The 24034-nt window shown below is 57.4% G+C and carries 24 protein-coding genes; 14 read left to right on the top strand and 10 right to left on the bottom strand.

What is annotated here, in order from left to right; translation table 11 throughout:
* Positions 1-96: 96 nt before the first annotated feature.
* Positions 97-1194: a 4-hydroxyphenylpyruvate dioxygenase gene (gene hppD / locus RUM8411_RS05665; RefSeq protein WP_085821722.1), complete on the top strand. Its 1098-nt coding sequence runs from the start codon at positions 97-99 to the stop codon at positions 1192-1194.
* A 45-nt stretch (positions 1195-1239) separates the two neighbouring features.
* On the opposite strand, the gene RUM8411_RS05660 is transcribed toward hppD, so the two are convergent.
* The gene (locus RUM8411_RS05660) at positions 1240-3165 is read right to left on the bottom strand and encodes a hypothetical protein (RefSeq protein WP_085821721.1); all 1926 of its coding nucleotides are present in this window, start codon (positions 3163-3165) and stop codon (positions 1240-1242) included.
* Between the two features lie 164 nt (positions 3166-3329).
* Between RUM8411_RS05660 and RUM8411_RS05655 the strand changes: the two genes are divergently transcribed.
* On the top strand, positions 3330-4022 hold the full coding sequence (locus RUM8411_RS05655; protein WP_085821720.1) for an SIMPL domain-containing protein: 693 nt from the start codon (positions 3330-3332) through the stop codon (positions 4020-4022).
* Between the two features lie 3 nt (positions 4023-4025).
* On the opposite strand, the gene RUM8411_RS05650 is transcribed toward RUM8411_RS05655, so the two are convergent.
* The 3 genes from RUM8411_RS05650 to RUM8411_RS05640 all read right to left on the bottom strand — a co-directional run bounded on the left by RUM8411_RS05650 (position 4026) and on the right by RUM8411_RS05640 (position 7100).
* Complete coding sequence (locus RUM8411_RS05650) at positions 4026-4736, bottom strand: GNAT family N-acetyltransferase (RefSeq protein ID WP_085821719.1); 711 nt, start codon at positions 4734-4736, stop codon at positions 4026-4028.
* A gap of 3 nt (positions 4737-4739) precedes the next feature.
* A complete protein-coding gene (locus tag RUM8411_RS05645) occupies positions 4740-6032 on the bottom strand; it encodes an O-acetylhomoserine aminocarboxypropyltransferase/cysteine synthase family protein (protein ID WP_085821718.1) in 1293 nt (430 codons plus the stop codon).
* A 72-nt stretch (positions 6033-6104) separates the two neighbouring features.
* Entirely contained in the window at positions 6105-7100 is a 996-nt protein-coding gene (locus tag RUM8411_RS05640; RefSeq protein WP_085821717.1) for a GT-B fold glycosyltransferase domain-containing protein, read from the bottom strand.
* 332 nt (positions 7101-7432) lie between these two features.
* Here RUM8411_RS05640 and RUM8411_RS05635 point away from each other — a divergent pair, with 332 nt between their 5' ends.
* Positions 7433-8767, top strand: coding sequence for an NAD(P)-dependent oxidoreductase (locus RUM8411_RS05635; protein WP_085821716.1), 1335 nt, complete (start codon positions 7433-7435; stop codon positions 8765-8767).
* A 44-nt stretch (positions 8768-8811) separates the two neighbouring features.
* The gene (gene preA / locus RUM8411_RS05630; RefSeq protein ID WP_085821715.1) at positions 8812-10116 is read left to right on the top strand and encodes an NAD-dependent dihydropyrimidine dehydrogenase subunit PreA; all 1305 of its coding nucleotides are present in this window, start codon (positions 8812-8814) and stop codon (positions 10114-10116) included.
* Positions 10117-10162: 46 nt separating this feature from the next.
* On the opposite strand, the gene RUM8411_RS05625 is transcribed toward preA, so the two are convergent.
* Positions 10163-10771, bottom strand: a complete 609-nt coding sequence (locus RUM8411_RS05625) for a TetR family transcriptional regulator C-terminal domain-containing protein (RefSeq protein ID WP_085821714.1) — start codon at positions 10769-10771, stop codon at positions 10163-10165.
* Between the two features lie 171 nt (positions 10772-10942).
* Between RUM8411_RS05625 and RUM8411_RS05620 the strand changes: the two genes are divergently transcribed.
* The 10 genes from RUM8411_RS05620 (at position 10943) to RUM8411_RS05575 (ending at position 20167) form a co-directional block, all read left to right on the top strand.
* Positions 10943-12193: a Zn-dependent hydrolase gene (locus tag RUM8411_RS05620; RefSeq protein WP_085821713.1), complete on the top strand. Its 1251-nt coding sequence runs from the start codon at positions 10943-10945 to the stop codon at positions 12191-12193.
* 92 nt (positions 12194-12285) lie between these two features.
* Positions 12286-13740, top strand: a complete 1455-nt coding sequence (gene hydA / locus RUM8411_RS05615; protein ID WP_085821712.1) for a dihydropyrimidinase — start codon at positions 12286-12288, stop codon at positions 13738-13740.
* Complete coding sequence (locus RUM8411_RS05610; RefSeq protein WP_085821711.1) at positions 13741-14142, top strand: hypothetical protein; 402 nt, start codon at positions 13741-13743, stop codon at positions 14140-14142.
* Positions 14139-14927: an ABC transporter ATP-binding protein gene (locus tag RUM8411_RS05605; RefSeq protein ID WP_085821710.1), complete on the top strand. Its 789-nt coding sequence runs from the start codon at positions 14139-14141 to the stop codon at positions 14925-14927. The genes RUM8411_RS05610 and RUM8411_RS05605 overlap by 4 nt, the downstream gene beginning before the upstream one ends.
* Positions 14917-15849: an ABC transporter permease gene (locus tag RUM8411_RS05600; RefSeq protein ID WP_370738030.1), complete on the top strand. Its 933-nt coding sequence runs from the start codon at positions 14917-14919 to the stop codon at positions 15847-15849. Before RUM8411_RS05605 ends, RUM8411_RS05600 begins: the two co-directional genes overlap by 11 nt.
* Positions 15846-16691 (top strand): ABC transporter permease, encoded by an 846-nt coding sequence (locus RUM8411_RS05595; RefSeq protein ID WP_085821709.1) that lies wholly within the window; start codon positions 15846-15848, stop codon positions 16689-16691. The genes RUM8411_RS05600 and RUM8411_RS05595 overlap by 4 nt, the downstream gene beginning before the upstream one ends.
* Before the next feature lie 56 nt (positions 16692-16747).
* Entirely contained in the window at positions 16748-17737 is a 990-nt protein-coding gene (locus tag RUM8411_RS05590) for an ABC transporter substrate-binding protein (protein WP_085822002.1), read from the top strand.
* Between the two features lie 155 nt (positions 17738-17892).
* Positions 17893-18606 carry an ABC transporter permease gene (locus RUM8411_RS05585; RefSeq protein ID WP_085821708.1) on the top strand — a complete coding sequence of 238 codons (714 nt, stop codon included), beginning with the start codon at positions 17893-17895 and terminating at the stop codon, positions 18604-18606.
* Positions 18599-19333, top strand: a complete 735-nt coding sequence (locus RUM8411_RS05580) for an ATP-binding cassette domain-containing protein (RefSeq protein WP_085821707.1) — start codon at positions 18599-18601, stop codon at positions 19331-19333. The genes RUM8411_RS05585 and RUM8411_RS05580 overlap by 8 nt, the downstream gene beginning before the upstream one ends.
* Before the next feature lie 18 nt (positions 19334-19351).
* Positions 19352-20167, top strand: coding sequence for an ABC transporter substrate-binding protein (locus tag RUM8411_RS05575; protein WP_085821706.1), 816 nt, complete (start codon positions 19352-19354; stop codon positions 20165-20167).
* Here the strand turns inward: RUM8411_RS05575 and RUM8411_RS05570 are convergent, their stop codons facing one another.
* From RUM8411_RS05570 to RUM8411_RS05555, 5 genes are read right to left on the bottom strand one after another with little or no spacing between them, the layout of a single operon-like run.
* Positions 20168-21040 carry a substrate-binding domain-containing protein gene (locus tag RUM8411_RS05570; protein WP_085821705.1) on the bottom strand — a complete coding sequence of 291 codons (873 nt, stop codon included), beginning with the start codon at positions 21038-21040 and terminating at the stop codon, positions 20168-20170.
* Positions 21041-21166, bottom strand: coding sequence for a hypothetical protein (locus RUM8411_RS23145; protein WP_268808302.1), 126 nt, complete (start codon positions 21164-21166; stop codon positions 21041-21043).
* A gap of 19 nt (positions 21167-21185) precedes the next feature.
* Positions 21186-22442 carry a c-type cytochrome gene (locus tag RUM8411_RS05565; protein WP_085821704.1) on the bottom strand — a complete coding sequence of 419 codons (1257 nt, stop codon included), beginning with the start codon at positions 22440-22442 and terminating at the stop codon, positions 21186-21188.
* A complete protein-coding gene (locus RUM8411_RS05560; protein ID WP_085821703.1) occupies positions 22443-23642 on the bottom strand; it encodes a formate dehydrogenase subunit gamma in 1200 nt (399 codons plus the stop codon).
* 27 nt (positions 23643-23669) lie between these two features.
* The gene (locus tag RUM8411_RS05555; RefSeq protein WP_085821702.1) at positions 23670-24020 is read right to left on the bottom strand and encodes a putative quinol monooxygenase; all 351 of its coding nucleotides are present in this window, start codon (positions 24018-24020) and stop codon (positions 23670-23672) included.
* Positions 24021-24034: the final 14 nt, after the last annotated feature.

Below are 24034 nucleotides of genomic sequence, written 5' to 3'. Positions count from 1 at the left end.
GAACGCAGCTTACACGAAAACAATGCGCAGAAACAGCGGCGGTTAAGGCGTATTTTGGAATCAGCAAAGAAATTCCTGTTTTTGAGGAGACGCGCCATGGGTCCTTTCCCGCATACCGCCCCGAAATCTGTCATCAGTCCCGAAAACCCCGCCGGCACCGACGGGTTTGAGTTTGTCGAATTCGCCCATCCGGAACCACAGGAGCTGCGCGATCTGTTTGCCAAAATGGGGTACGATCTCGTCGGTCACCACACGGATAAACCAGCGATTGAGCTATGGCAGCAGGGTGATGTGACATACATCCTCAACGCCGATCCCGACAGCTTTGCTGCGCGCTTTGCAGCCGAGCACGGCCCATGCGCGCCCGCGATGGGCTGGCGTGTGGTGGATGCGCAAAAGGCCTATGACCACGCGGTCGCCCAAGGGGCCGAGCCGTATGATGCGGCGGACAAGACATTGGACGTTCCGGCAATCAAAGGCATCGGGGGGTCGCTGATCTATTTTATTGACCAGTATCACGACACCTCGCCCTATAACCACGAATTCACCTGGACCCAGCAATCCAAACCACACGGCGACGGGTTCTATTACCTCGATCACCTGACGCATAACGTCTACAAAGGAAATATGGACAAGTGGTTCAAGTTCTACGAGAAATTGTTCAACTTCCGTGAAATCCGGTTTTTCGACATTCAGGGAAAGTTTACCGGTCTGTTCAGCCGGGCTCTGACCTCGCCCTGCGGACGTATACGTATTCCGATCAACGAAGATCGCGGCGAGACCGGGCAGATCGTGTCATACCTTAACAAGTACAAAGGCGAGGGAATTCAGCATATCGCGGTGGGCAGTGAAGATATCTATGCCTCGACCGATGCGATTGCTGAAAAAGGCCTGAAGTTCATGCCGGGGCCGAACGAGGCCTATTATGGCATGTCCAAAGAGCGCGTTGTCGACCACGAGGAGCCGCTGGACCGGATGATGAAGCACGGCATCCTGATCGACGGAGAAGGTGTTCTGGATGGGGGGGAGACCAGAATTCTGCTGCAGATCTTCTCAAAAACCGTAATCGGACCGATCTTTTTTGAGTTCATCCAACGCAAGGGTGACGATGGGTTTGGTGAGGGGAACTTTAAGGCTTTGTTCGAATCTATCGAACGTGAGCAGATCGAAAGCGGTGATATTTCAGCTGCTTAGTGAGTTAACCTAAGGTGGGGTGACCTCAATGGCTTGCCCCATCCCTTATCCACGCGGCATTTTCAATGTCGTGTTCTTACCACGTTTTTGATAGCGTAACTCGCTGTCGCCGATGGCGATAACTTTACCGCCATCCAACCTGTCTCCGACCTTCAGCTTTTTGTACCGACCGCTGGGCAAGCGTACCAAGGCCCGCCGGTTGGCAGGCGTGCCGTACACACCAATCAGGTTCAACCGGCGCAGGTTCAGGGCGTTGTCGATCGTCGCCTGCCGTGCCACGGACGCAGACGACGGAATCTTGGGTGCAACGGCACGGGGCTGGAACGATCCTGCCTCAGCGTCGGATTGCGTGATCGCTGCTGTCGCGCCGAGATTTGCAGTTTGCGTGCCGGATGATGGTGCCAGTCCCGCAGGGCGTGGTTTGGGTCGCGGCACCCGCACAACCGCCAAAGCGGTTGGGGTTTCATCCACCTGAGGTTGTTCCTGCACGGATTTGGGCCGCAGTTTAGGGCGCAGAACCGCCAGTTCCTGGCGGGTGCGTCCGCCAAGTTGCTGACGTTCGAACCGATCAATCAGATCGCTGGGACGGGGTTTGGGGCGCAGTTCGGCGAGAGGATTCTGGGGTTCTTGTTCAATTGGTTCCTGTTCAAACCGAACGGGGACCTCTGGCGGCACTTTCGACGGGCGCCCCAGATAGACAACGATGCCGTCAGGGTTCAAGGTGCCTTTGGCGGTGGGCGTGACAAGACCGCGGTCATCCAGCGCCACGTTTGTACTGACTACACTTGGAACGGAAATCTGATCAAAAGGCGCGTCGGTGGCAAAGCTGTCAACCGGCGGTAGCGCCACCGCATCGCGGGACAGATTAGAATTGTCGACAGAGGCTAGATAAAGTTCTTCAGTTTTGGGATCAGCCGGGATTTCTGGCGCGCCGGGGGCTGTGGTCTGCAAGCTCGGCTGTGTCGGATCTTCCTGCGGTTCGGGATCGCGCGCTACATCCTCTACGGTTGTTGGGGCGACGTTCAACGCCTCAAGGATTGCCGCATCTGTAGCGGTTAGGTCCGACGGCTCCGGCGTAACCGGATCAGGCTGAGGACTTTCTAAAGCCGCTGTTTCAGTAGTTGTTTCGTCAGCGGTGACTTCTGGCGGATCAACCTGTGTGTTAGTCACAAGCGGTTCGGCAGAGGGCACATCTTCCTGCACCTGCACCTGCACCGTTTCGGAAACTGGGTACTGATCTGTATCCGACCCGGTCATTGTCCATGCACCTAATCCCACGCCAAGCAAAACTGCGGCGGCCACCGCAGCGGGAATGGCATAGCGCGAGGCACGAAGGCCTGTGGCAGGCCTTGGTGCTTCGCCCGAGGCCTCAACCGGGGCCGACCTGAACACATCCGGGGCCGTTGTGGCGGCGATGGCATGAACGGTTGGCGCATCCTTTGCTTGTGGCTCTGGTGATGGTACCCGGACCTCGGCTGGGGTTGCGACGGACATGTCGGGCTCTGATATCGAAAACGTGGGCTCTGTCGGAAAATCCTGTGCGTCCGCATCAGTGCTGAACTGAACCGGATTAAACCCGTGTTCTGTGGCGAATTCCTGTGCCTCAACCAATGTCTGTTTGGTAACGGCGGCCACATAGGTGGTTGCGTCGACCGTCGTCGAGGAAAACGCCAGATCATCGACTGAATACGGCGTCTCACCCGCCAGAGCGGCTTTCAATGCTTGTTCGTTTTCTTCGTCCGAAAGCCCGTCCGTAGGCGCTGAAATGTACCGAACCTGATCTTCGGGAATCACCAATTTGCAGCTCAGGTCGTTTGCAATGGCAAATCCCTGGTCACGCAAGGCGCGCACCTGATCCTTTAGGTCGGGCGCGTCCAATGCGATCTCGCCCACGCAGAACCAGTCGTCATCCGATTGGTGGTGCAGAGAAATTCCGGTGGCAGAAAAAGACAGCGCAAAGGCAGGTTTCATAATCCGGAAGAACCATAATTATCAGCATCAATGCAAACGACATCTCGTCCGCAGCCCGACATTAAAGCAGGATCCCGCCGAGGGAAAGAAAAAGCCGTGGGTTCCCCTTGTTCCACACGCCCTGTCCATCCCATGTTGTGATTGAAGAATTTGGAGGGAAGACTTTGAAGAAACTCGCTTTTCTAACGGCTGTTTTGGCGATCACGGCTGCAGGAATGGCCCATGCGGAAGAACGTCGCATCACCGTGGATGCAGCCGGAACCGTGCAGGCCGCACCCGACATGGCAACGATCACATTGGGTGTGACAAACGAAGACCCGCAGGCCTCAGCCGCGATGCAAGCAACGTCCGAGGCCGTGACGCAGATTCTGACGCGGCTGGATGACATGGGGGTCGAAGCCCGCGATGTTCAGACCCGCGATCTGTCTTTGTCTCCTGTTTGGACTGGCCGCAACAGCAGTGGCGACCGGCCCGAGATTTCAGGGTTTGTCGCCTCGAACAGCGTGCTGGTGCGTGTCCGCGATCTGACCCAGCTTGGCACCATCATGGACGCGGTCATCCAGGACGGGGCCAATGATTTTGGCGGGTTGAACTTCGGTGTGCAAGACCCGGCGCCGTTACAGGCTGAGGCGCGCGCCAAGGCAGTAGGAGAGGCAACGGCGAAGGCTGAACAACTGGCACAGGCCGCCAACGTGACACTCGGCCCGGTTCAGCAGATCAGCGAACAGGTCGGCGGATCGTTCCCGGTGGCTCAGATGCGGGCGGTAAACATGTCCGAAGCAGGCAGCGTGCCGGTCGCAGGCGGCGAGATTTCAGTCTCGGTCAATGTGACGATGGAGTTTGGGATTTCGGACTGACCTTTACCCTTGGGCCCGGGCCATCAGCGGTTTTCGTTGCTGGCCCGCCTCGTCGAAATTGTCTGGTGACAGCCAGCTTTCGAACGCGTCGCGAATGCGAGGCCATTCGCTATCCAGGATCGAATACCACGCCGTATCCCGGTTGCGCCCCTTATAGTGGGTCGCCTGTCTGAACACGCCCTCAAAGGTGAACCCCAGCCGTTCGGCCGCACTGCGGGACGGCGCATTAAGGGCATCACATTTCCATTCGTATCGGCGATAGCCAAGCTCGTCGAAAACACGGCGCATCATCAGATACATCGTTTCGGTCGATTGTGGTTTGCGTTGCAACAGGGGCGAGAAATGGATGTGTCCAACCTCAATGGCTCCTGCCGCCGGTGCGATCCGCAGGAATGAGGCCATGCCGACCGGCATATCAGAGCGGTCGAGTACCGTGTGAAACATCGGGTCAGCATCGCTGCAAGAGGCACGGGTCCATTCGTTAAAGTCATGCTCAGAAGCGAACGGCCCGTAGGGCAGGTATGTCCAGTTCCGGCCATCTGCGTCATTGGCAAAGGCCCGAAACAACCCGGGTGAGTGCCTGTTCACGTCCAGTGGCACAACAGAGCAATACTGGCCTTCCATTGGCGTATAGGGCGGTGTCGGGCGCGGAAACGCGCCCGACACCGGTTTGCCAATTGGCTGACCCAGATCGTTTGTGTTATGCCCTGCCATTGCCTAGGCGCTGGCCTGGGCCAAAGCCTGATCCAGATCGGCGATCAGATCATTGGCGTCTTCGATACCGATGGACAAGCGCACAACATTGGGTCCTGCGCCTGCGGCCTCTTGCTGTTCGGGGCTCAACTGACGGTGCGTGGTCGAGGCCGAGTGGATGATTAGCGACCGCGCGTCTCCAAGGTTGGCCACGTGGCTGAAGATCTCCAACGCGTTCACCAGTTTGACACAGGCCTCATAGCCGCCTTTGACAGCAAAGGTGAACAACGCACCGGCGCCTTTGGGGTAATGTGCTTTAACACGTTCGGAATACGGTGACGAAGGCAAACCAGCATAGGTGACGTAGTCGACACGGTCGTCTGCCTCTAACCAGGCAGCGATCTTTTGGGCATTTTCAACGTGGCGCTCCATCCGCAGAGACAGAGTTTCTATCCCCATCAGCGTGTAATGCGCCGCCTGTGGGTTCATCGTCATGCCTAGATCGCGCAGACCGATCGCAATGCTGTGGAAGGTAAAGGCCAGCGGGCCAAACGTCTCGTGGAATTTCAACCCATGATAAGCCGTTTCTGGTTGGCTGAGCGAAGGGAACTTGTCGCTTGCCGACCAGTCGAACTTGCCCGAATCCACGACACAGCCACCTGTGACAGTGCCGTTGCCCGTCAGGTATTTGGTGGTCGAATGCACAACCAGCGACGCGCCGTGTTCGATCGGCCGGCACAGGTAAGGCGTGGCCGAGGTGTTGTCGACGATCAGCGGAATGCCCGCCGCATCCGCCACATCCGCCAGCGCGCGAATATCTGTGACATAGCCACCTGGATTGGCGATGGACTCGCAGAATATCGCGCGGGTGTTTTCGTCGATGGCACCTTTCACGGCGTCCAGATCATCGGTATCGACAAATGTGGCCGACCAGCCAAAACGTTTGATCGTCTGGCTGAACTGCGTGACCGTGCCGCCGTAAAGACGGGTTGAGGCCACGATGTTGCAACCAGGCCCCATCAATGGGAACAGCGCCATGATTTGCGCCGCGTGACCCGAGGAGCAGCAGACCGCGCCGACGCCGCCCTCCAGCGTGGCGATACGTTCCTGCAGCACGGCCACTGTCGGGTTGGTCAGGCGCGAATAGATAAAGCCCACCTCTTGCAGGTTGAACAGGGCGGCAGCGTGGTCTGCGTCGCGGAATACATAAGCGGTCGTCTGGTAGATGGGCGTCTGACGCGCGCCGGTTGCCGGATCGGGCCGCGCACCCGCGTGAATTTGCAGCGTGTCAAAACCATGAGTTGGACCGTCTGACATCTTTATGATCTCCCGTTGGAATTAGTGTTGTTGAATCTCTAGGCGATTGGTGGCGTGCGCACAACATTGCTGTCAGCGCATCCAAAGCCCCTTGCTTTTGATCGTCTTGCGAATGACCTGCTCGCGCTGAGGCAGGCTATCGCGGTCGAACAGGTCCCGGATTTTGTGCCCTTTGCGCTGTAGAACCAGCTTCTTGATTGGGTCATAGCCCTTGAGCACTTTCTTGACCCGGTTCGGTGCGACAACTGTTTCGAGCACGTCGATCACATGGTCGCTTTCGCGTGCGTAAAGCAGTGGGAACAGGCGATAGTGGCAACTGACCGAACCATCCAGCAGGCCCACTGGCAGGGAGTCCCGCCCGCCGCCAAAGGAATGAATGACCAGCGGTAGCGCGGCTTGGTCCAGCCAGGGGTTCAGGTTCTGTCCGACCAGTTCAGGGATATCGCCATCCCGTATCGTACGGGCATAGTGCAGGAACCTTTCACCAAATTTCCGCGGGCAAGAATAATAGAAATACCCCGCGTTGAAATACAGATAGCGTCGCCAGTAATCCACTGGCTGGCTGGTATCCAACGCGTTGTCAAAATCAAGATCAAAGTGGCGGTAAAGGGCGCTCCAGATACCGTCCAGTCCAGGACCATAGAGCGTGGGTTTCGGCCAGGATCCTTCGACTTTCAGCGACGCACCAGGCCGGTCGAAATCAAACGGAACGCTGTTCAGATCACCGGTGATCAGCGTGTCGCTGTCGAAGAATACAAAGGGCTCGCCTTCTGGCAGGGCCATCAAAGATTCGATCTTGTTGCCATAGGGGTAACTGCCGCCAAAGACTTGATTGTCAAAAGGCAAAGTCTCGGCGTCCAGCTGACCAAGTGCCTTTAATACGTCCTCGTCGCGGATACTCGGGTCCTGCTGCCAAAGCGGTCCGGGCTGTGGCATCGCCACAAACAGCCGACCTGCGAAATCGGGGCAGCTGTGGCGCAATGAGGCCGCGAACAGCAGCGCCTCATACTGCAGCCGGTTGTTTTGCCCGATGATGACGATGTTGAACTTCGTGGGGCTGGCCTGCATCGCGAGTCTTTCGGATTTTCGGCCGTTAGCCGGCACTGCTGGGTCTTTGTCGGACCCACATTACGCAGCAGAACCAGCTAAAACCAGACGCAACCAACACCTGTCCGGCGAATTTTCCAAGCGGTCCCATGCGTGTCTGACCAACTTTGATTCCTGCGATCAGAGGTCCAGATATCATCGATTGAACGAAAAACAGGCGATTTTGGCGACAATTTGGCTAGGTTTCCAGGGTTTTTGCTTTTTTTGACCATTTGAGAAATTTTACCAATTGATAAAAAATCAGAATGTGGCAAGCTGAGGTCATAACAAACATATCTACAGGGAGTAGAGCGATGGCACAGGGCCAGATGGTCCCCGGCATTGTCTCCGGGCGACTTTCCAGCGATGAGCTGACCTCGAATTTCACGGATCTGCATCCGCCACTGGCCCCGCACGAGGCCGCCGTGGCAGCAGATCGGTGCTATTTTTGCTATGACGCGCCATGTGTGACGGCCTGTCCTACGGACATCGATATTCCGTTGTTCATGCGGCAAATTCAGGCCGGTCAACCCGAAGCGGCGGGCGAGACGATCCTGGCGCAAAACATTCTGGGCGGCATGTGCGCCCGTGTGTGCCCCACGGAAACGCTGTGTGAAGAGGCCTGCGTACGTGAGACAGCCGAAGGCGCGCCGGTTGAGATCGGTCGCTTGCAGCGGTACGCGACAGACAGCGTCATGGTCGCAGGGGATCACCCGTTTGACCGCGCCGCGCCGACAGGCAAATCTATTGCCGTCGTTGGGGCAGGGCCCGCAGGTCTGGCCTGTGCGCATCGTCTGGCGATGCTGGGCCATGACGTGGTGATCCATGAAGGCAAGCCCAAGCCAGGTGGTCTGAATGAATATGGGATCGCCGCTTACAAATCGACCAATGACTTCGCACAGGCCGAGGTTGACTGGCTGATGAAAATTGGCGGCATTTCGATCGAAACCGGCTCAGTTCTGGGCGAGGGGGTCTCACTGGACGGTCTGGTTGAGAACTACGATGCGGTTTTCCTGTCCATCGGTCTGGCCGGGGTAAACGCGTTGCGAACGCAGGGGGCAGATCTGGACGGTGTGCGCCATGCTGTTGAATTCATCTCGGACGTGCGTCAGGCCTCGGATTTGGGGCATTTGCCAGTTGGCCGCAACGTTGTTGTCATCGGTGGTGGCATGACGGCTGTAGACGCGGCGGTGAAGTCGAAACTGCTGGGTGCAGAACATGTCACTATCGCCTATCGTCGTGACCGCGATGCGATGGGGGCCAGCCGATATGAACAGGATCTGGCCGCTTCGCACGGTGTCAAGATCATGACCAATGTTCAGCCCGTGACGGTTCATGGAAACGGGGCGGCGGCAGAGATTGAATTGGAGTATACTGCCAGCCATGATGGCCAGCTGTCCGGAACCGGAGAGAAAATCCGCGTACCCGCTGATCAGGTTCTCAAGGCCATCGGTCAGACGCTGGAAGGTGCACCCGAAGGGCTGGCGCTGGACGGCAATAAGATCGCTGTGGACGAGGCCGGGCGCACATCTTTGTCAGGCGTCTGGGCGGGGGGCGATTGTGCATCCGGCGGCGAAGACCTGACCGTGACCGCCGTGGCCGAAGGTCGGGATGCGGCGATGGATATCCACGCGTCTTTGACCGCGTGAAACACAGGAACAAGATGCTGAATTGCATCAGGGAGGCCGGATAGATGGCTGATTTAAAGACAAACTTTCTGGGAATCGAAAGCCCGAACCCGTATTGGCTGGCCTCTGCGCCGCCGACCGACAAGGAATACAACGTCCGCCGTGCCTTCGAGGCCGGATGGGGCGGTGTGGTCTGGAAAACGCTGGGATCCGAAGGCCCACCGGTCGTCAATGTGAACGGCCCTCGCTATGGCGCGATTTATGGGGCTGACCGCCGTTTGCTGGGGCTGAACAATATCGAATTGATTACCGATCGCCCGCTTGAGGTGAACCTCGAAGAAATGGCGCGGGTCAAGGCCGACTATCCGGATCGCGCCTTGATCGCATCGATCATGGTGCCTTGCGAGGAAGAGGCCTGGAAAGCCATTTTGCCCCGCGTTGAAGAGACGGGCGCGGACGGAATTGAGCTGAACTTCGGCTGCCCCCACGGGATGAGCGAACGGGGAATGGGATCCGCTGTTGGGCAGGTGCCGGAATACATCGAGATGGTCACCCGTTGGTGCAAGAAATACTATGATCGACCGGTCATTGTGAAACTGACGCCGAACATCACAGATGTCCGCAAACCGGCGGCTGCGGCGCGCAATGGCGGTGCGGATGCTGTGTCGCTGATCAACACAATCAACTCGATCACCAACGTCAATCTGGACACGTTCAGCCCTGAACCATCGATCGACGGCAAGGGCAGCCATGGTGGATATTGCGGTCCGGCGGTGAAGCCGATCGCATTGTCCATGGTGTCTGAAATTGCCCGTGCCGAGGCCACGCATGGTATGCCGATCTCTGGGATTGGCGGCGTGACCACATGGCGCGATGCGGCCGAGTTCATGGCGTTGGGATGTGGTAACGTTCAGGTTTGCACGGCGGCAATGACCTATGGGTTCAAAATCATCGACGAGCTGACTGCGGGTCTGTCTAAATGGATGGACGAAAAAGGGTTCAAGGACGTGTCCGAGGTTGTGGGCCTAGCTGTTCCGAATGTGACCGACTGGCAGTATCTGAACCTGAACTACGTGGCCAAGGCCAAGATTGATCAGGACCAGTGTATCAAATGCGGCCGCTGCTATGCCGCGTGTGAAGACACCAGCCACCAGGCGATTTCCATGTCCGAGGACCGAGTGTTTGAGGTCATGGATGATGAATGCGTCGCCTGTAACCTGTGCGTGGATGTCTGCCCGGTCGACGGGTGTATCTCGATGGAACCGATGTCAGCCGGAGAGGTCGATCCGCGTACTGGGTTGGAGGTTCAGCCTGGTTATGCCAACTGGACGACACATCCGAACAATCCGATGGCAAAAGCAGCCGAGTAGATCGATTGACAAAATGCACGAGGGGGCCGGTCAGCGGCCCTCTTTTTTATGGCGCAAGCAGCTTGCGATAGAGCGTATCGACAAACGGTTCAGCGCCTTTAAACGGGTCTTCATCGCCCAGAATGGCACGAACCTGGACATCAAAATCTGCGTAGTGCTGCGTCAGGGCCCAGATCGAGAAGATCAGGTGATAAGGGTGCAGCCGGGCGATTTTGCCCTGATCCATCCAACCTGTCAGAATGGTAGTTTTTTCATCCACCAGCGCCTTTAGGTCTTTGGACAACGCGTCGTGGATGCGCGGTGCGCCCTGAACCAGTTCGTTGGCAAACAGGCGGCTTTCACGCGGCAATTCCCGGCTCATCTGAAGTTTGCGCCGAATATAGCTCAGGATTTCTTCCATCGGGTCCCCGCCTGCGTCAAGGTCATGCAATGGGGCCAGCCATGTTTCAAGAAGACCGGACAGCAGCGCGGTATGGATCGCCTCTTTCGAGGGGAAGTAGTACAACAGATTGGGTTTGCTCAGCCCGGCCTCGGCAGCGATCTGGTCCACCGTTGCGCCGCGAAATCCATGGGCAGAGAACACGTTCAGGGCGGCCTCGAGAATAGCGGCACGATTCTTTTTCTGAATTCTGGTTGGCGCGCGATCTTTGGGCATGTTTTGTCAATGTCTCTTTTTCCGGCAAGCAGGCGCTGTTTAGGTCAAAAAATCCGTCGGCGTCCTGCAAATTCTTGACTGATCTCGAACCCGTGATAGCGTGAGTTTGACCAGATGGTCAAATCAAGACACCAATAGCGAGCCAAATCGCAAGCAACAGGGAAGAATAAGATGGCAGCTCCGGCGCAGAACCTCAGGATCAACGGCGACAGGTTGTGGGACAGCCTGATGGAGATGGCCAAGATCGGCCCCGGCGTTGCGGGTGGCAACAACCGCCAGACCCTGACGGATGAGGATGCCGCGGGGCGCGCGCTGTTTCAAAACTGGTGCGAAGAGGCCGGTTGTTCCATGGGGCTGGACCAGATGGGCAACATGTTCGCCCGCCGCGAAGGCACCGACCCTGAGGCGCTGCCGGTCTATGTAGGTTCGCATCTGGATACGCAGCCAACTGGCGGTAAGTATGACGGTGTTCTTGGCGTGCTGGGCGGTTTGGAAATCATCCGCACGCTGAACGATCTGGGTATTAAGACCAGGCATCCGATTGTCGCGACCAACTGGACCAATGAAGAGGGCACGCGATACGCCCCGGCGATGCTGTCTTCGGGCGTGTTTGCTGGGATGCATACGCAAGACTGGGCTTATGACCGCGAAGACGCGGAGGGCAAGAAGTTTGGTGCTGAACTGGAGCGCATTGGCTGGCGCGGCAAGGAAGAAGTTGGCACCCGTAAGATGCACGCGTTCTTTGAGCTGCACATCGAACAGGGCCCGATCCTTGAAGCCGAAGGCAAGGATATTGGCGTTGTTACCCACGGTCAGGGCCTGAGCTGGACGCAGATCACTGTGACCGGCAAGGACGCACATACCGGATCGACTCCGATGCCGATGCGTAAGAATGCCGGTCTGGCAATGGCGCGTATTCTTGAGAAAGTGGATGAGATCGCGTGGTCCCACGCGCCCCATGCTGTGGGGGCTGCAGGGCATATTGATGTGTTCCCGAATTCGCGCAACGTGATCCCGGGCAAGGTGGTGTTTACGGTCGATCTCCGCTCGCCCAATTTGGCGGTGATTACGGATATGGAGAACCGTTTGCGTGTGGCTGCCGAGGATATCGTGGACGAAATGGGCCTGCAGATCGAATTCGAGAAAGTTGGTGGTTTTGATCCGGTGGAATTCGACACTGGCTGTGTGGCAGCTGTACGCGACGCGGCCGAGCGCTTGGGGTATTCCCATACGGACATAATCTCGGGCGCGGGTCATGATGCCTGTTGGATCAACCGCGTGGCGCCGACCGCAATGGTGATGTGCCCCTGTGTGGATGGGTTGAGCCACAATGAGGCCGAAGACATTAGCAAGGAATGGGCTGCGGCCGGGGCTGACGTACTGTTTCATGCGGTCGTTGAGACGGCTGAGATCGTAGAATAGGGGGCGCCGCCCCCGTCGCCTGATGGGCGACTCCCCCGGGATATTTTTAGCCAGATGAAGCCAGCGGCGCAGACCGCATGAGGGAGTTTAACATGAGCACTGTTATCAAGAACGGAACCGTCGTTACTGCAGATTTGTCTTATAAGGCAGATGTCATGGTTGAAGGTGGCGTTATCACCGAAATCGGGCTGGACCTGAAAGGCGACAAAGAGCTGGACGCGACCGGGTGTTATGTGATGCCGGGCGGAATCGATCCGCATACGCATCTGGAGATGCCTTTCATGGGCACCTATTCCAGCGATGACTTTGAGAGCGGAACACGGGCAGCCTTGGCCGGGGGCACCACGATGGTGGTGGATTTTGCCTTGCCCAATCCAGGGGAAAGCCTGCTGGACGCGCTGAAGCGCTGGGACAACAAGTCGACACGCGCGAATTGTGACTACTCGTTCCACATGGCCGTGACCTGGTGGGGTGAGCAGGTGTTCGATGACATCAAGACGGTGATCGAGACGCGCGGGATCAACACGTTCAAGCACTTCATGGCCTATAAGGGCGCGTTGATGGTCAATGATGACGAGCTGTATTCCAGCTTTCAGCGGTTGGCCGAACTGGGTGGCATCGCCATGGTACATGCCGAAAACGGTGACGTGGTCGCCGAACTGTCTGCCAAGCTGCTGGCCGAGGGCAATACCGGGCCTGAGGCGCATGCCTATTCCCGCCCGCCACAGGTCGAGGGCGAGGCCACCAACCGCGCGATTATGATCGCCGATATGGCAGGCGTACCGCTTTATGTGGTGCATACCTCTTGCGAAGAAAGCCACGAAGCGATCCGGAGGGCGCGGATGCAGGGCAAGCGCGTTTGGGGTGAGCCTTTGATCCAGCATCTGACCTTGGACGAGAGCGAATATTTCCACCAGGATTGGGACCACGCCGCGCGTCGTGTGATGAGCCCTCCGTTTCGGAACAAGCAACATCAGGACAGTCTGTGGAACGGATTGCATTCCGGCACGCTGAGCGTTGTGGCCACCGATCATTGCGCCTTTACGACTGATCAGAAACGTTTTGGGGTCGGGGATTTCACCAAGATTCCCAACGGGACCGGCGGGTTGGAGGACCGGATGCCAATGCTGTGGACCCACGGTGTGAACACCGGGCGGCTTACTCCGAATGAGTTCGTGGCTGTGACGTCAACAAACATCGCCAAGATATTGAACTGCTATCCGAAAAAAGGTGCGATCCTTGTCGGTGCTGATGCGGACATCGTCGTCTGGGATCCCGAAAAGTCCAAGACGATCCGCGCAGAAACGCAGCAATCCTCGATTGACTACAACGTGTTTGAAGGCAAAGAGGTCAAAGGCCTGCCGCGCTTTACTCTGACACGCGGTCAGGTTGCTGTGCATGACGGAGAAATCCGCACGCAGGAAGGGCATGGTGAATTTGTTGCCCGTGAACCCTATGGTCACGTCAACAAAGCACTGAGCACCTGGAAAGAGCTGACCGCGCCGCGGCCGATTGAACGGACGGGTATTCCGGCGACGGGGGTTTGAGTGCCGATCATTTGGAGTGTTCTGGGCTACTTGGCAGCTGTATTTGTTGCGTCTCTTGTATTTTGGGGATGGCAAATGGGTGTTTTCACTGAGACAGGGGGTGACCAATTTGTCTGGGTATCAATTGCGGCCTCGACGTTGCCGCTTGCGATTGCGGCCACTGTGATTCCGGCTTTTGGAGTGCGGCTCTGTGCAGTGATTATGCACCAATTTAATCCTGCTATTGCTGGGATCGGAGGAGCAATCACCAGCGTGGCTGTGTACCTATGGCTCTTTTCAGAAGACATGACTACCCGACCTCTGGTGGATGTAATGCAGGAATTGGTGGTCTGCACGGCTGTGGGGGCGATTGCGGGGCTGATATGGTTCTGGGTTGAAAATTTGGGGACGACTAAAGAATGACGAATGGCAAGGCGGTGATAGAAGCCAATGGGCTAAACCTCACCTTCCAAACAAACGACGGCCCGATCCACGCGCTCAGGGATGTGCGCCTTTCGATCAATAAGGGCGAGTTCGTAAGTTTCATCGGCCCCTCGGGCTGTGGTAAAACCACCTTTCTACGCTGTATCGCAGCGCTTGAAGCCCCGACCGGAGGGACGCTCACCGTCAACGGCATGACCCCGGATGAGGCACGGCAGAATCGGGCCTATGGGTATGTGTTTCAGGCGGCGGGACTGTACCCGTGGCGCACCATTGCCAAGAACATCAAGCTGCCGCTTGAGATTATGGGGTACTCCGCGAAAGAGCAGGAGGACCGGGTCAGGAACGTGCTTGAACTTGTTGATCTGGAAGGGTTTGGCGGCAAGTTCCCCTGGCAGTTGTCCGGTGGGATGCAGCAGCGCGCCAGCATCGCGCGGGCTCTGGCCTTTGATGCGGATATCCTTCTGATGGATGAACCGTTCGGTGCGCTGGACGAGATTGTACGCGATCATCTGAACGAGCAGCTGCTGGCGCTGTGGGCGCGGACCGAAAAAACTATCGGGTTCGTAACCCATTCGATTCCCGAGGCCGTCTATCTCAGCACAAAGATCGTGGTGATGAGCCCGCGACCGGGGCGGATCACGGATGTGATCGACAGCCCTTTGCCAAAGGAGCGTCCACTGGATATCCGAGATACACCAGAGTTTATCGAAGTGGCCCATCGCGTGCGCGAGGGCCTGCGGGCGGGGCATTCTGATGAGGAGTGAAGGGATCAGAGCTATTTGGGCTGTCCTTACCGTTGTTGGCGTCATTCTTCTGTTCTGGTACGCCGCGAGCGTGCCGATGAACATCAAGGGCGTTCTGACCGAATTTGAACGGGCAGGGCAGCAGGTTGATCCACCCAAGGCGGTTGATCGGCGCGACATGAGCGAGTTTGAGCTGGTTATCGACAACCCCTACGCCATCGATGAGACTTGGGAGCAAGACCGACCACGTTTGCCCGCTCCGCATCAGGTGGCAGAAGAGTTGTGGGAAACAACAGTCGAAAAGAAAATCACCTCGAAAAGGTCATTGATCTATCATTCCTGGGTGACACTCAGCGCCACTATGCTGGGCTTTGCCATCGGAACGGGGCTGGGCATTCTGCTAGCCGTCGGGATAGTGCACAGCCGTGTGATGGATCTGTCGGTCATGCCTTGGGCCATCGTCAGTCAGACCATTCCGATTATTGCGCTGGCACCGATGATCATCGTGGTGCTGTATTCGATTGGTATTCAAGGGATCATTCCCAAGGCGGTGATCTCGGCCTATCTGAGTTTCTTCCCGGTCGTGGTTGGCATGGTGAAAGGTCTCCGTAGCCCGGATGCGATGCAACTGGACTTATTGCGCACCTATAGTGCGAGCAGCTCACAAGGGTTCTGGAAACTTCGCTTGCCCGCGTCGATGCCCTATCTGTTCACCTCTCTGAAAATTGGTATCGCGGCCTCACTGGTCGGGGCGATTGTAGGTGAGTTACCAACCGGCGCAGTGGCAGGGCTGGGCGCGCGATTGCTGGCGGGCAGCTATTATGGTCAGACGGTTCAGATCTGGTCCGCTCTGTTTGCAGCGGCTATTCTGGCAGCCTGTCTTGTGGGCTTGCTGGGGATGGTTGAACGTTCGGTCCTGAAACGGATGGGGATGGCGCAATGATCTTAGTTCTGGGTGCTGTCCTTCTTTGGCTGTTTGGCTGGTGGTTGAACAGCCGACTGGCGAGCGGGCCACAAGCCAACAGCCGATTGGTGCGGTTTCTGGCACCGCTGATCTTTGGCCTGACCATCATCGGAATATGGGAACTGTTTGTGCGTGGGCTAAATGTGCCACTGGTCATCCTGCCTGCACCGTCGGTTATCGCAGTGCGTTTCGCGGGCAGCCTGCCTATCCTTTGGGTGGATTTTGTCCAGACGATTATCAAAGGCGCGCTGAGCGGGTACATCATTGGCTGCTTTTCTGCATTCCTGATGGCGATTGCCGTAGATCGCTGGGACTTTCTGCGTCTGGGGCTGTTGCCGGTTGGGAACTTTGTCGCGGCTTTACCGATTGTGGGCACGGCCCCCATTTTGGTGATGTGGTTCGGGTTTGACTGGCATTCGAAAGCCGCTGTGGTGGTGGTGATGGTCTTCTTCCCAATGCTGGTGAACACAGTTGCAGGGCTAAGAGAAGCAACCGTCATGCAGCGTGACCTGATGGAAACTTATGCAGCGACCTATTGGCAGAGCTTTCTAAAGCTGCGCTTGCCCGCCGCGATGCCATTTGTGTTCAACGGGTTGAAGATTTCCACCACCCTGGCGCTGATCGGCGCTATCGTGGCCGAGTTCTTTGGCTCGCCAACCCTGGGCATGGGCTTTCGGATATCAACCAGCGTCGGGCAATTGTCGCTGGATATGGTCTGGGCCGAGATTGTTGTGGCTGCTTTGGCCGGCACGGCGTTTTATGGTCTGGTGGCGATGATCGAAAAAGCGGTGACCTTCTGGCATCCGTCGCAACGTGGATAAAAACTTTTCAACAGACCCCGAAAACGGGGCTTTAACAGCAACTAGGAGATATGAAGATGAATAAGCTACTCAGCGGTGCGGTCGCCGCCTTTAGCCTTGCAGCCAGTGCGGCGCTTGCAGCAGATGAGGTGACACTGCAGTTGAAATGGGTCACGCAGGCGCAGTTCGCAGGCTATTACGTGGCCAAGGACAAAGGGTTTTACGAAGAAGAGGGGCTGGATGTGACGATCCTGCCCGGTGGTCCCGATATTGCGCCCACGCAGGTGATTGCAGGGGGCGGTGCCGATGTAACCGTTGAATGGATGCCGGCGGCTCTGGCTGCGCGCGAAAAGGGCTTGCCGTTGGTCAATATTGCGCAGCCGTTCAAAAGTTCGGGTATGATGCTGACCTGCTGGAAGGATGCCGGGATATCCTCGCCCGATGACCTCAAGAACCGCACGCTGGGTGTCTGGTTCTTTGGCAACGAATTTCCCTTCATGAGCTGGATGAGTCAGCTGGGAATCGACACCGCCGGCAAAGGCGAAAGCGGGGTCGAAGTTCTGAAACAGGGCTTCAACGTCGATCCGCTGTTACAGCGTCAGGCTGATTGCATCAGCACGATGACCTACAATGAATACTGGCAGGTCATCGACGCAGGTGTCAGCCCGGATGAGCTGGTGACATTCAAATACGAAGATCAGGGCGTCGCCACATTGGAAGATGGCCTGTACGTTCTGGAGGAAAACCTGAGCGATGCGGCGTTCGTCGACAAGATGGAGCGTTTTGTGCGTGCTTCGATGAAAGGCTGGAAATTCGCCGAAGAAAACCCGGATGAGGCGGCTGATATCGTGCTTGAAAATGACGCAACTGGTGCCCAGACCGAAGAGCACCAGAAACGCATGATGGGTGAGATCGCCAAGCTGACTGCGGGATCAAACGGCGCGCTGGACCCGGCAGATTTCGACCGGACTGTGGGCACGCTACTGGCCGGAGGCTCTGACCCGGTGATCACCAAGCAGCCTGATGGTGCTTGGACCCATCAGATCACGGATGCGGCACTGAACTAAACCCACTTCCATCGGTGTCCATATGCGCGGTCCCAAACGGGGCCGCGTTTCTTGTTTGGGGTGTCGGATTTGTGTCTGTACTTGGGGCATAAATGCCTTAGAATTACGCTGTAAATTAACGCATTTCATTCGAAATGCCCGCAGGTCAGGAAATAATGCAGAGTTTTGCATCAGAATTCAATCAGGCAATTACGCTGATCTTTCTCGGCGACTCAGAGTTGTGGGCGATTGTGTTGCTGTCTCTGCAAGTGTCCATCTTTGCCGTTCTGATTTCCGCCCTGATCGGGATGCCCGTTGGGGCCGCTTTGGCAGTTGCGCGCTTTCCCGGACGGCGTGTGTTGATCGTGCTGATGAACGCGTTGATGGGGTTTCCGCCGGTTGTCGTGGGTCTGCTGGTGTATTTGACGCTGTCGCGATCCGGACCATTGGGTGTGCTCGAGCTACTCTATACGCCGACTGCGATGATCATCGCTCAGGTGGTTCTGGTAACACCTATTGTTGCTGCGCTGACCCGGCAGGTGGTTGAGATGCTGGCCGAGGAGTATTCGGAACAATTGCGCTCGTTGGGTGTTTCGCGACTGGCCTCCGTACCGGTGTTGCTATGGGATGCGCGGATTGCGCTGGTCACTGCATTGCTAGCTGGGTTTGGCCGTGCGATTGCCGAAGTGGGTGCGGTCATCATCGTCGGTGGCAATATCAACCACGTTACGCGCGTAATGACGACAACCATTGCGCTGGAAACGTCCAAGGGTAACCTTGCACTGGCTTTGGCCTTGGGCGCGATCCTGATCGGCATCGCCGTGGCTGTGAATGCCATGGTCAGCGCACTCAGCCTGCGGGCTGAAGAGGAAGGGTTGCGCCATGCGTGACCTGATTTCTGAGATGGCAGGCTGTTTGTCCGTTGATGAGCTTCAGATTACCCGCAAGGGCCAGGCCTTGCTGAATGTGCCACACCTTTCATTGGACGGGCCCGGGCCGACCCTGATCCTGGGGCCCAATGGGGCTGGCAAAAGCCTGCTTCTGCGATGCCTGCACGGGTTGATCGTGCCAGAGCGGGGGCAGGTCAGGCAGGATGGTGCCCTCTTGAATGCTGACCACAAAGCCCGTCAGGGGATGGTGTTTCAACAGCCCGTGCTGCTTCGGCGCTCTGTCGCGGCTAACCTGGACTTTGTTCTGAAACGGCAGGGTCTGACGCGCACGGGGCGCAAGTCCCGGATCGAGGAACTGCTGGCTGAAGGCGGTCTAGAGGGAAAGGCCCGGCAATCAGCCCGCTCTTTGTCAGGCGGTGAAGCACAGAGGCTGGCTATTCTGCGCGCTCTGGCGCTGAACCCCGAGACCCTGTTTCTGGACGAGCCGACCAGCGCGCTTGACCCCAGTGCCACGCAAATGATCGAGCGGATGGTTCAACGCGCCTCAGCCCGTGGTGTCCGCATTGTCATGGTCACACACGATATCGGCCAGGCTCGGCGGTTGGCGACGGATGTCGTGATGATGCAGGGCGGTCATGTGGTGGAACACGGGGTGGCCCAGCAGGTTTTGGACACCCCGAAAAGTCTCGCCTCGCGCCGGTATTTGGCGGGCGGTCTCGTTACTTAATTGATTGTGGAGAGTGGAATGATCCGGAATTTCGTTCGGGTAAATCTGGTTGCACTTGGCCTTTTGGTAGGCCCAGCAACGGCAGAAGAATCTTTTATTGTGGTGCAGTCCACGACATCGACACAGAATTCAGGCCTGCTGGACTACATTCTGCCGGGGTTCGAGGCCGAGACGGGAATCGACGTGCGTGTGGTTGCCGTCGGAACAGGGCAGGCAATCCGGAATGCGGTGAACGGCGATGGCGATGTCCTGCTGGTGCATTCCAAACAAGCCGAGGATCAGTTCGTGGCGGATGGCTGGGGCGTTGAACGGTTCGATGTGATGTATAACGACTTTGTCCTCGTTGGACCAAAGTCGGACCCCGCCAAAGTGAAAGGAAGCACGGATATCGTTGCCGCCCTGACTGCGGTATGGGATACCCAAACTCCTTTCGCATCACGCGGGGATGATAGTGGGACACATAAGGCTGAGATGCAGCATTGGCAGGCGACAGGCATCGATCCGACCAACGCGTCTGGTGAGTGGTATCGCGAGACCGGATCGGGTATGGGAGCCACGCTAAATGTAGCCAGCGGCATGGACGCCTATGTGATGACGGACCGGGCGACGTGGCTGTCCTTTGGAAATCGGGGCAATCTAGAAGTTCTGGTTGAACGCGATCCACGCCTGTTCAATCAATATGGCGTGATCCTGGTAAGCCCCGAGAAACATCCGGGCGTGCGTTCAGCGGCGGGTCAGCGGTTCATCGACTGGCTGACAGGACCAGATGGCCAGACGGCAATCGAGTCCTATAAGCTGGACGGTCAGCAGCTGTTCTTTCCGAATGCCAAATAGTCAGCCGCTGGAGCCGTTGTGATGAATCGTCCCTAATCCCGACAGGTCGTATCCGCCAAACTCGGCCGCGCGGGTGGTGAAACGCTCGGATTGCAGAAAGCTGAGCAGTTTGAGCATCGGATCGTCGAAATAGGCGCGGCGCCAGATGGCCAGATCCAGGCGCTCGGAATGGGTTGGGGCAAAGCCTAGGTTATACAGCCCGGCAAGGGCACCTAATCCGAATCCGGCTTCCGCCTTGCTGTCGTGCAAGGCGATGGCCAGTTCCTCTTCGGTGCGGGCGCAGGTGGGCAGGGTGTCCAGATCGTCGCGTGTCAGGCCATGGGCCTCAAGCTGGGCATCGAACAGCCGCTGACTGGCGGCGCTGTTCTGGCGTAGGATGACCTTGCGCCCCTTGAGGTCGGCAAACCCTTTTAACCCAGTCACGCCGGGGGCCAAAAGTAGCCCACGTTTGCGTAGCGCAATTTCAAACAGAACCACCGGTGCCTCACCCAGGGTGGTGCGTAGGGTCTGAGTGTTGAAGCCGCCGTCTTCGTGGATGTGCAGTGCTGCAGCCTGCGCGCGGCGATCCGTCAGACGGTTCAGCCCGTCAAACGAGCCGTCGTAATAGGTCGCCAGCCCTGATCCGCTTTCGCGCAGAGCCCAATCCAGCAACGGATCATGACTGCCCGCCACGATCGGCGGCAAGGGCGGTTCCGAGACCTGCGGGCCGGACCGCGAGGCGTTAAGCCAGGCGATGACTTCGGCCCTTGGGAACAGCAGCTTGCCCATGGCGCGGACGCAGGGAACCTCGCCGGATGAGGCCAGATCATAGGCCTTGCGCTCACCAATGCGCAGCAGGTCGGCCAGTTCCTTAGTTGTCAGGTATTCGGTCATTCAGTCGAGGCGCACAGCCGAACCGGAGCCCGCATCCGCAGCGCTGAACCCGATCTGTTGCAGCGCAAATGGTGCGGCGGCCGCAATAACGACCATTGCGGCAGCAGCGGCAAGAAAGGCTTTCATATGTTCCTCCGGCTCAGGTCTATGGGCTCGTAGAGCGGCGCAGAAAGGCGACCAGATCGTCGCGGTCCTGGGCTTGCGTGATCCGCTGCATTGGCATCTTAGACCCTGGAATGTAATGGTCGGGCCCCTCGTCGAAAAGGGCATTTATCGTTTCGTCATTCCAAATGATATCAGAGTCTTGCAGCGTGTCCGAGTAGAAATATCCCGGCAGTGTACCGGCCTGACGTCCGAACACGCCGTGCAAGGTTGGGCCTGCGCGTCGCTGACCATCAGGTGTCAGGCTATGGCAGATTGAGCATTTTCGGGCAAACTGGCGTTCTCCGTTGCTCATCTCATCGGGGTTTTTCAGGAAACTAGGCTCGGCCGTAGCCATCTGTTCGTGATCGCCGAGGGCGGCAACTGGCCAACTGTACATGGCCTCGTCTATACCGCCCGCATGGATGTTCTGGCCGTCTGCGGAAAAAGCCAACGCCCAGACCGGGCCGCGCAGCGTTGCGCGGAAATCCTGCACGATACGCCACTCTTCCGTGTCGACGACCATGATGAACCCTTCGCCATCCCCAACCGCCAAAAGGCCCCGATCCGGGCTGAGCGCCAGCGCCAGAATTGGACGGCGGTCAAGAGTGAAGTCACGCTCTTCGCCAGTGGTCAAGTCACGGACACGCGTGACCCCGTCCACTGCGCCATAGGCAATCCAGTTGTCCTGAGTGTTCAACACCAGCTCGTTGATGCCAAACCCATGTTCCACCACACGCTGCATTTCCTGACCGGTGGACACGTCCCACAGCCGCAAAGCGCCGTCCATGCCGGCGGAGTAAAGCAGTGTTCCATCCGAGGAAAACGCAACCGTGTTAACGCCACTGCTGATGGGGCCCAGCATTTGAGGCGTAGAGTCATCCACCGGCCACAGGCCGATAGTGCCGTCCCAACTGGCTGTGGCAACATGTGTCTTCGAGGCGGCAAGCCCAACGATTTTACCTTTGTGCTTGCCCACAATGGCCCCACCGGGCCAGCGGCGCAGGGTAAAGTCGTCACCTGCGGAATAGATCGCGGTGCCATTAAATGCGACACTGTTGACAGCAGCTTCGTGGCCTTCCAGCCATTGAGGAGTCTGGTCTGACCACAGGCCAACCGAATTGTCGAAACTGGCCGTGGCGATCCGACCGTCAGGTGCAGTGGCGATCCCCATGATCGGCCCTCCGTGGCCCTTGAGCGTAAAGAACTCAGCCAGGGCGGGGAGGGGGATCAGCGCCAGTGCAACGACCAGCCCGCGCATTTATTCGGCAGGTGAGGCCGTCGTCTTTCCGGCCTCTTTGTCCTGAACTTCAGCCAGCCACAGCGAATGGTGCTCGCGCGCCCATTGTTCTTCAACCTCGCCAGTGCCCATCGCGTCGAACGCACCTTCCATTCCGACAGAGCCCAGATAGATATGAGCGATGATGATGGCAATGAACACATAGGCGACCATGACGTGCCACACTTGCGCATATTGCATCTCTTCCTGCGGTGACATTTGCACCGGCAGGTTCAGGCCGAACATCTGCGGAATGCCGGTTGAATTCACGATCGAGAAGGTTTTGGCAAACAAGGGCATTTCAAATGGGAACAGCAGTGACAAGCCAGACAAGCTGATGGATACGCCCAGAAGAATACAGGCCCAGAAGATAACCTTTTGCCCTGCATTGAATTTCTTGGCGGGTGGGTGGCTGCCTTTGGTAAACAACCCGCCTCCGGCCGCGAGCCATTTCAGGTCAGTGCGGTTGGGGATGTTATGGGCGATCCAGTTCACGGTAACGATGACCAGTCCCAGCATGAACGACCAGGCCAGATTGTTGTGCAACCATTTGCACCCCTGGGCGATGACGGCAAAGCCTTCTTTTCCAAAGAGCGGTATCATAAAGTCACGCCCATACAGGGTCAGTAGGCCCGTCAGGCCAAGAACAAGAAAAGATCCCGCAAAAAGCCAATGGCCGAAGCGTTCGAAACTGTTGAACCGGGTCACGGTCCGACCTGTTCTTTCACCATCGATACGGATTTTCCCTCGGAGCAGGAAGAACAGAACAATGACGGCCAGCATCCCGGCAATGATGTAGGTTCCATATTCACGCAGTGGCCCGGTTCGAAAGTTCAGCCACCACATGCCGCCGTCTTGTATCAAAACGCTGGCGGCCGGTCCTTTGGACGACACTGTGACATCCGCAGACCCATACCTTAACGCACGATAGACATCACTGTCCGAGGTGACACCGCGCGTGCCAAATTGCCCCATCAGGCCCTCGACATTGCCTTGCCCGGTGTTCTCTGAACGATAACTGTTGTCGACCTTTTCTCCGCGTTGGCGGGCCAGGATATCTTCCAATGTTGTGGCCCCACCCGTTGTTGCCCGGTCTGGCGTGCCCTGGGCGTCAGAACTGTCCTGTGCCCATGCAAACCCGGTCAGGAACATCGAGATCAGCAGATACTGGATCAGGCGCATCGGGGTACTCTCCTGTGCAAACTTGGATTAGCGGGAAAAACCGCCGATTTGCGGATGAAAAACCGCACCAACAGGGGTCAGGGCGGCGCGCAGGTCGTCTTTAGCAGGTCCGTAGACATCAAGCTGAACGGGTGTCAGCAGCGCCAGGAAACGATCTGCAAAGTTCTCACCAAAGTTCTGCATGTGGATCATCGCATCTTCGGAACTGGCAAATCGTTCATAGATTTGAACACGTGCATCGCTTAGGTGCCATTCATAGTTTTTGGCACCGGACTCCTGCTGTGTGGCTGCAACCATTTCATGCATAAGCGCCTCGAACTCGGGTTTATTATCCAGGTTCAGGTCAAGCTTCAGAACCCAATGGACATCGTTTGTCATGTTCGCTCCGTTGC

The organism is Ruegeria meonggei (assembly GCF_900172215.1).
Taxonomy (GTDB): domain Bacteria; phylum Pseudomonadota; class Alphaproteobacteria; order Rhodobacterales; family Rhodobacteraceae; genus Ruegeria; species Ruegeria meonggei.
The sequence above is the reverse complement of the archived record's forward strand: the minus strand, read 5'-3'. Positions and strand labels throughout refer to the sequence as shown.

Excerpts from the sequence above, each read along its gene's own strand:
- hppD (WP_085821722.1), top strand. The coding sequence starts at position 97 with ATGGGTCCTTTCCCGCATACCGCCCCGAAATCTGTCATCAGTCCCGAA.
- RUM8411_RS05660 (WP_085821721.1), bottom strand. The coding sequence starts at position 3,165 with ATGAAACCTGCCTTTGCGCTGTCTTTTTCTGCCACCGGAATTTCTCTG.
- RUM8411_RS05650 (WP_085821719.1), bottom strand. The coding sequence starts at position 4,736 with ATGGCAGGGCATAACACAAACGATCTGGGTCAGCCAATTGGCAAACCG.
- RUM8411_RS05645 (WP_085821718.1), bottom strand. The coding sequence starts at position 6,032 with ATGTCAGACGGTCCAACTCATGGTTTTGACACGCTGCAAATTCACGCG.
- RUM8411_RS05640 (WP_085821717.1), bottom strand. The coding sequence starts at position 7,100 with ATGCAGGCCAGCCCCACGAAGTTCAACATCGTCATCATCGGGCAAAAC.
- RUM8411_RS05635 (WP_085821716.1), top strand. The coding sequence starts at position 7,433 with ATGGCACAGGGCCAGATGGTCCCCGGCATTGTCTCCGGGCGACTTTCC.
- preA (WP_085821715.1), top strand. The coding sequence starts at position 8,812 with ATGGCTGATTTAAAGACAAACTTTCTGGGAATCGAAAGCCCGAACCCG.
- RUM8411_RS05625 (WP_085821714.1), bottom strand. The coding sequence starts at position 10,771 with ATGCCCAAAGATCGCGCGCCAACCAGAATTCAGAAAAAGAATCGTGCC.
- RUM8411_RS05620 (WP_085821713.1), top strand. The coding sequence starts at position 10,943 with ATGGCAGCTCCGGCGCAGAACCTCAGGATCAACGGCGACAGGTTGTGG.
- hydA (WP_085821712.1), top strand. The coding sequence starts at position 12,286 with ATGAGCACTGTTATCAAGAACGGAACCGTCGTTACTGCAGATTTGTCT.
- RUM8411_RS05605 (WP_085821710.1), top strand. The coding sequence starts at position 14,139 with ATGACGAATGGCAAGGCGGTGATAGAAGCCAATGGGCTAAACCTCACC.
- RUM8411_RS05600 (WP_370738030.1), top strand. The coding sequence starts at position 14,917 with ATGAGGAGTGAAGGGATCAGAGCTATTTGGGCTGTCCTTACCGTTGTT.
- RUM8411_RS05595 (WP_085821709.1), top strand. The coding sequence starts at position 15,846 with ATGATCTTAGTTCTGGGTGCTGTCCTTCTTTGGCTGTTTGGCTGGTGG.
- RUM8411_RS05590 (WP_085822002.1), top strand. The coding sequence starts at position 16,748 with ATGAATAAGCTACTCAGCGGTGCGGTCGCCGCCTTTAGCCTTGCAGCC.
- RUM8411_RS05585 (WP_085821708.1), top strand. The coding sequence starts at position 17,893 with ATGCAGAGTTTTGCATCAGAATTCAATCAGGCAATTACGCTGATCTTT.
- RUM8411_RS05580 (WP_085821707.1), top strand. The coding sequence starts at position 18,599 with ATGCGTGACCTGATTTCTGAGATGGCAGGCTGTTTGTCCGTTGATGAG.
- RUM8411_RS05575 (WP_085821706.1), top strand. The coding sequence starts at position 19,352 with ATGATCCGGAATTTCGTTCGGGTAAATCTGGTTGCACTTGGCCTTTTG.
- RUM8411_RS05570 (WP_085821705.1), bottom strand. The coding sequence starts at position 21,040 with ATGACCGAATACCTGACAACTAAGGAACTGGCCGACCTGCTGCGCATT.
- RUM8411_RS23145 (WP_268808302.1), bottom strand. The coding sequence starts at position 21,166 with ATGAAAGCCTTTCTTGCCGCTGCTGCCGCAATGGTCGTTATTGCGGCC.
- RUM8411_RS05565 (WP_085821704.1), bottom strand. The coding sequence starts at position 22,442 with ATGCGCGGGCTGGTCGTTGCACTGGCGCTGATCCCCCTCCCCGCCCTG.
- RUM8411_RS05560 (WP_085821703.1), bottom strand. The coding sequence starts at position 23,642 with ATGCGCCTGATCCAGTATCTGCTGATCTCGATGTTCCTGACCGGGTTT.
- RUM8411_RS05555 (WP_085821702.1), bottom strand. The coding sequence starts at position 24,020 with ATGACAAACGATGTCCATTGGGTTCTGAAGCTTGACCTGAACCTGGAT.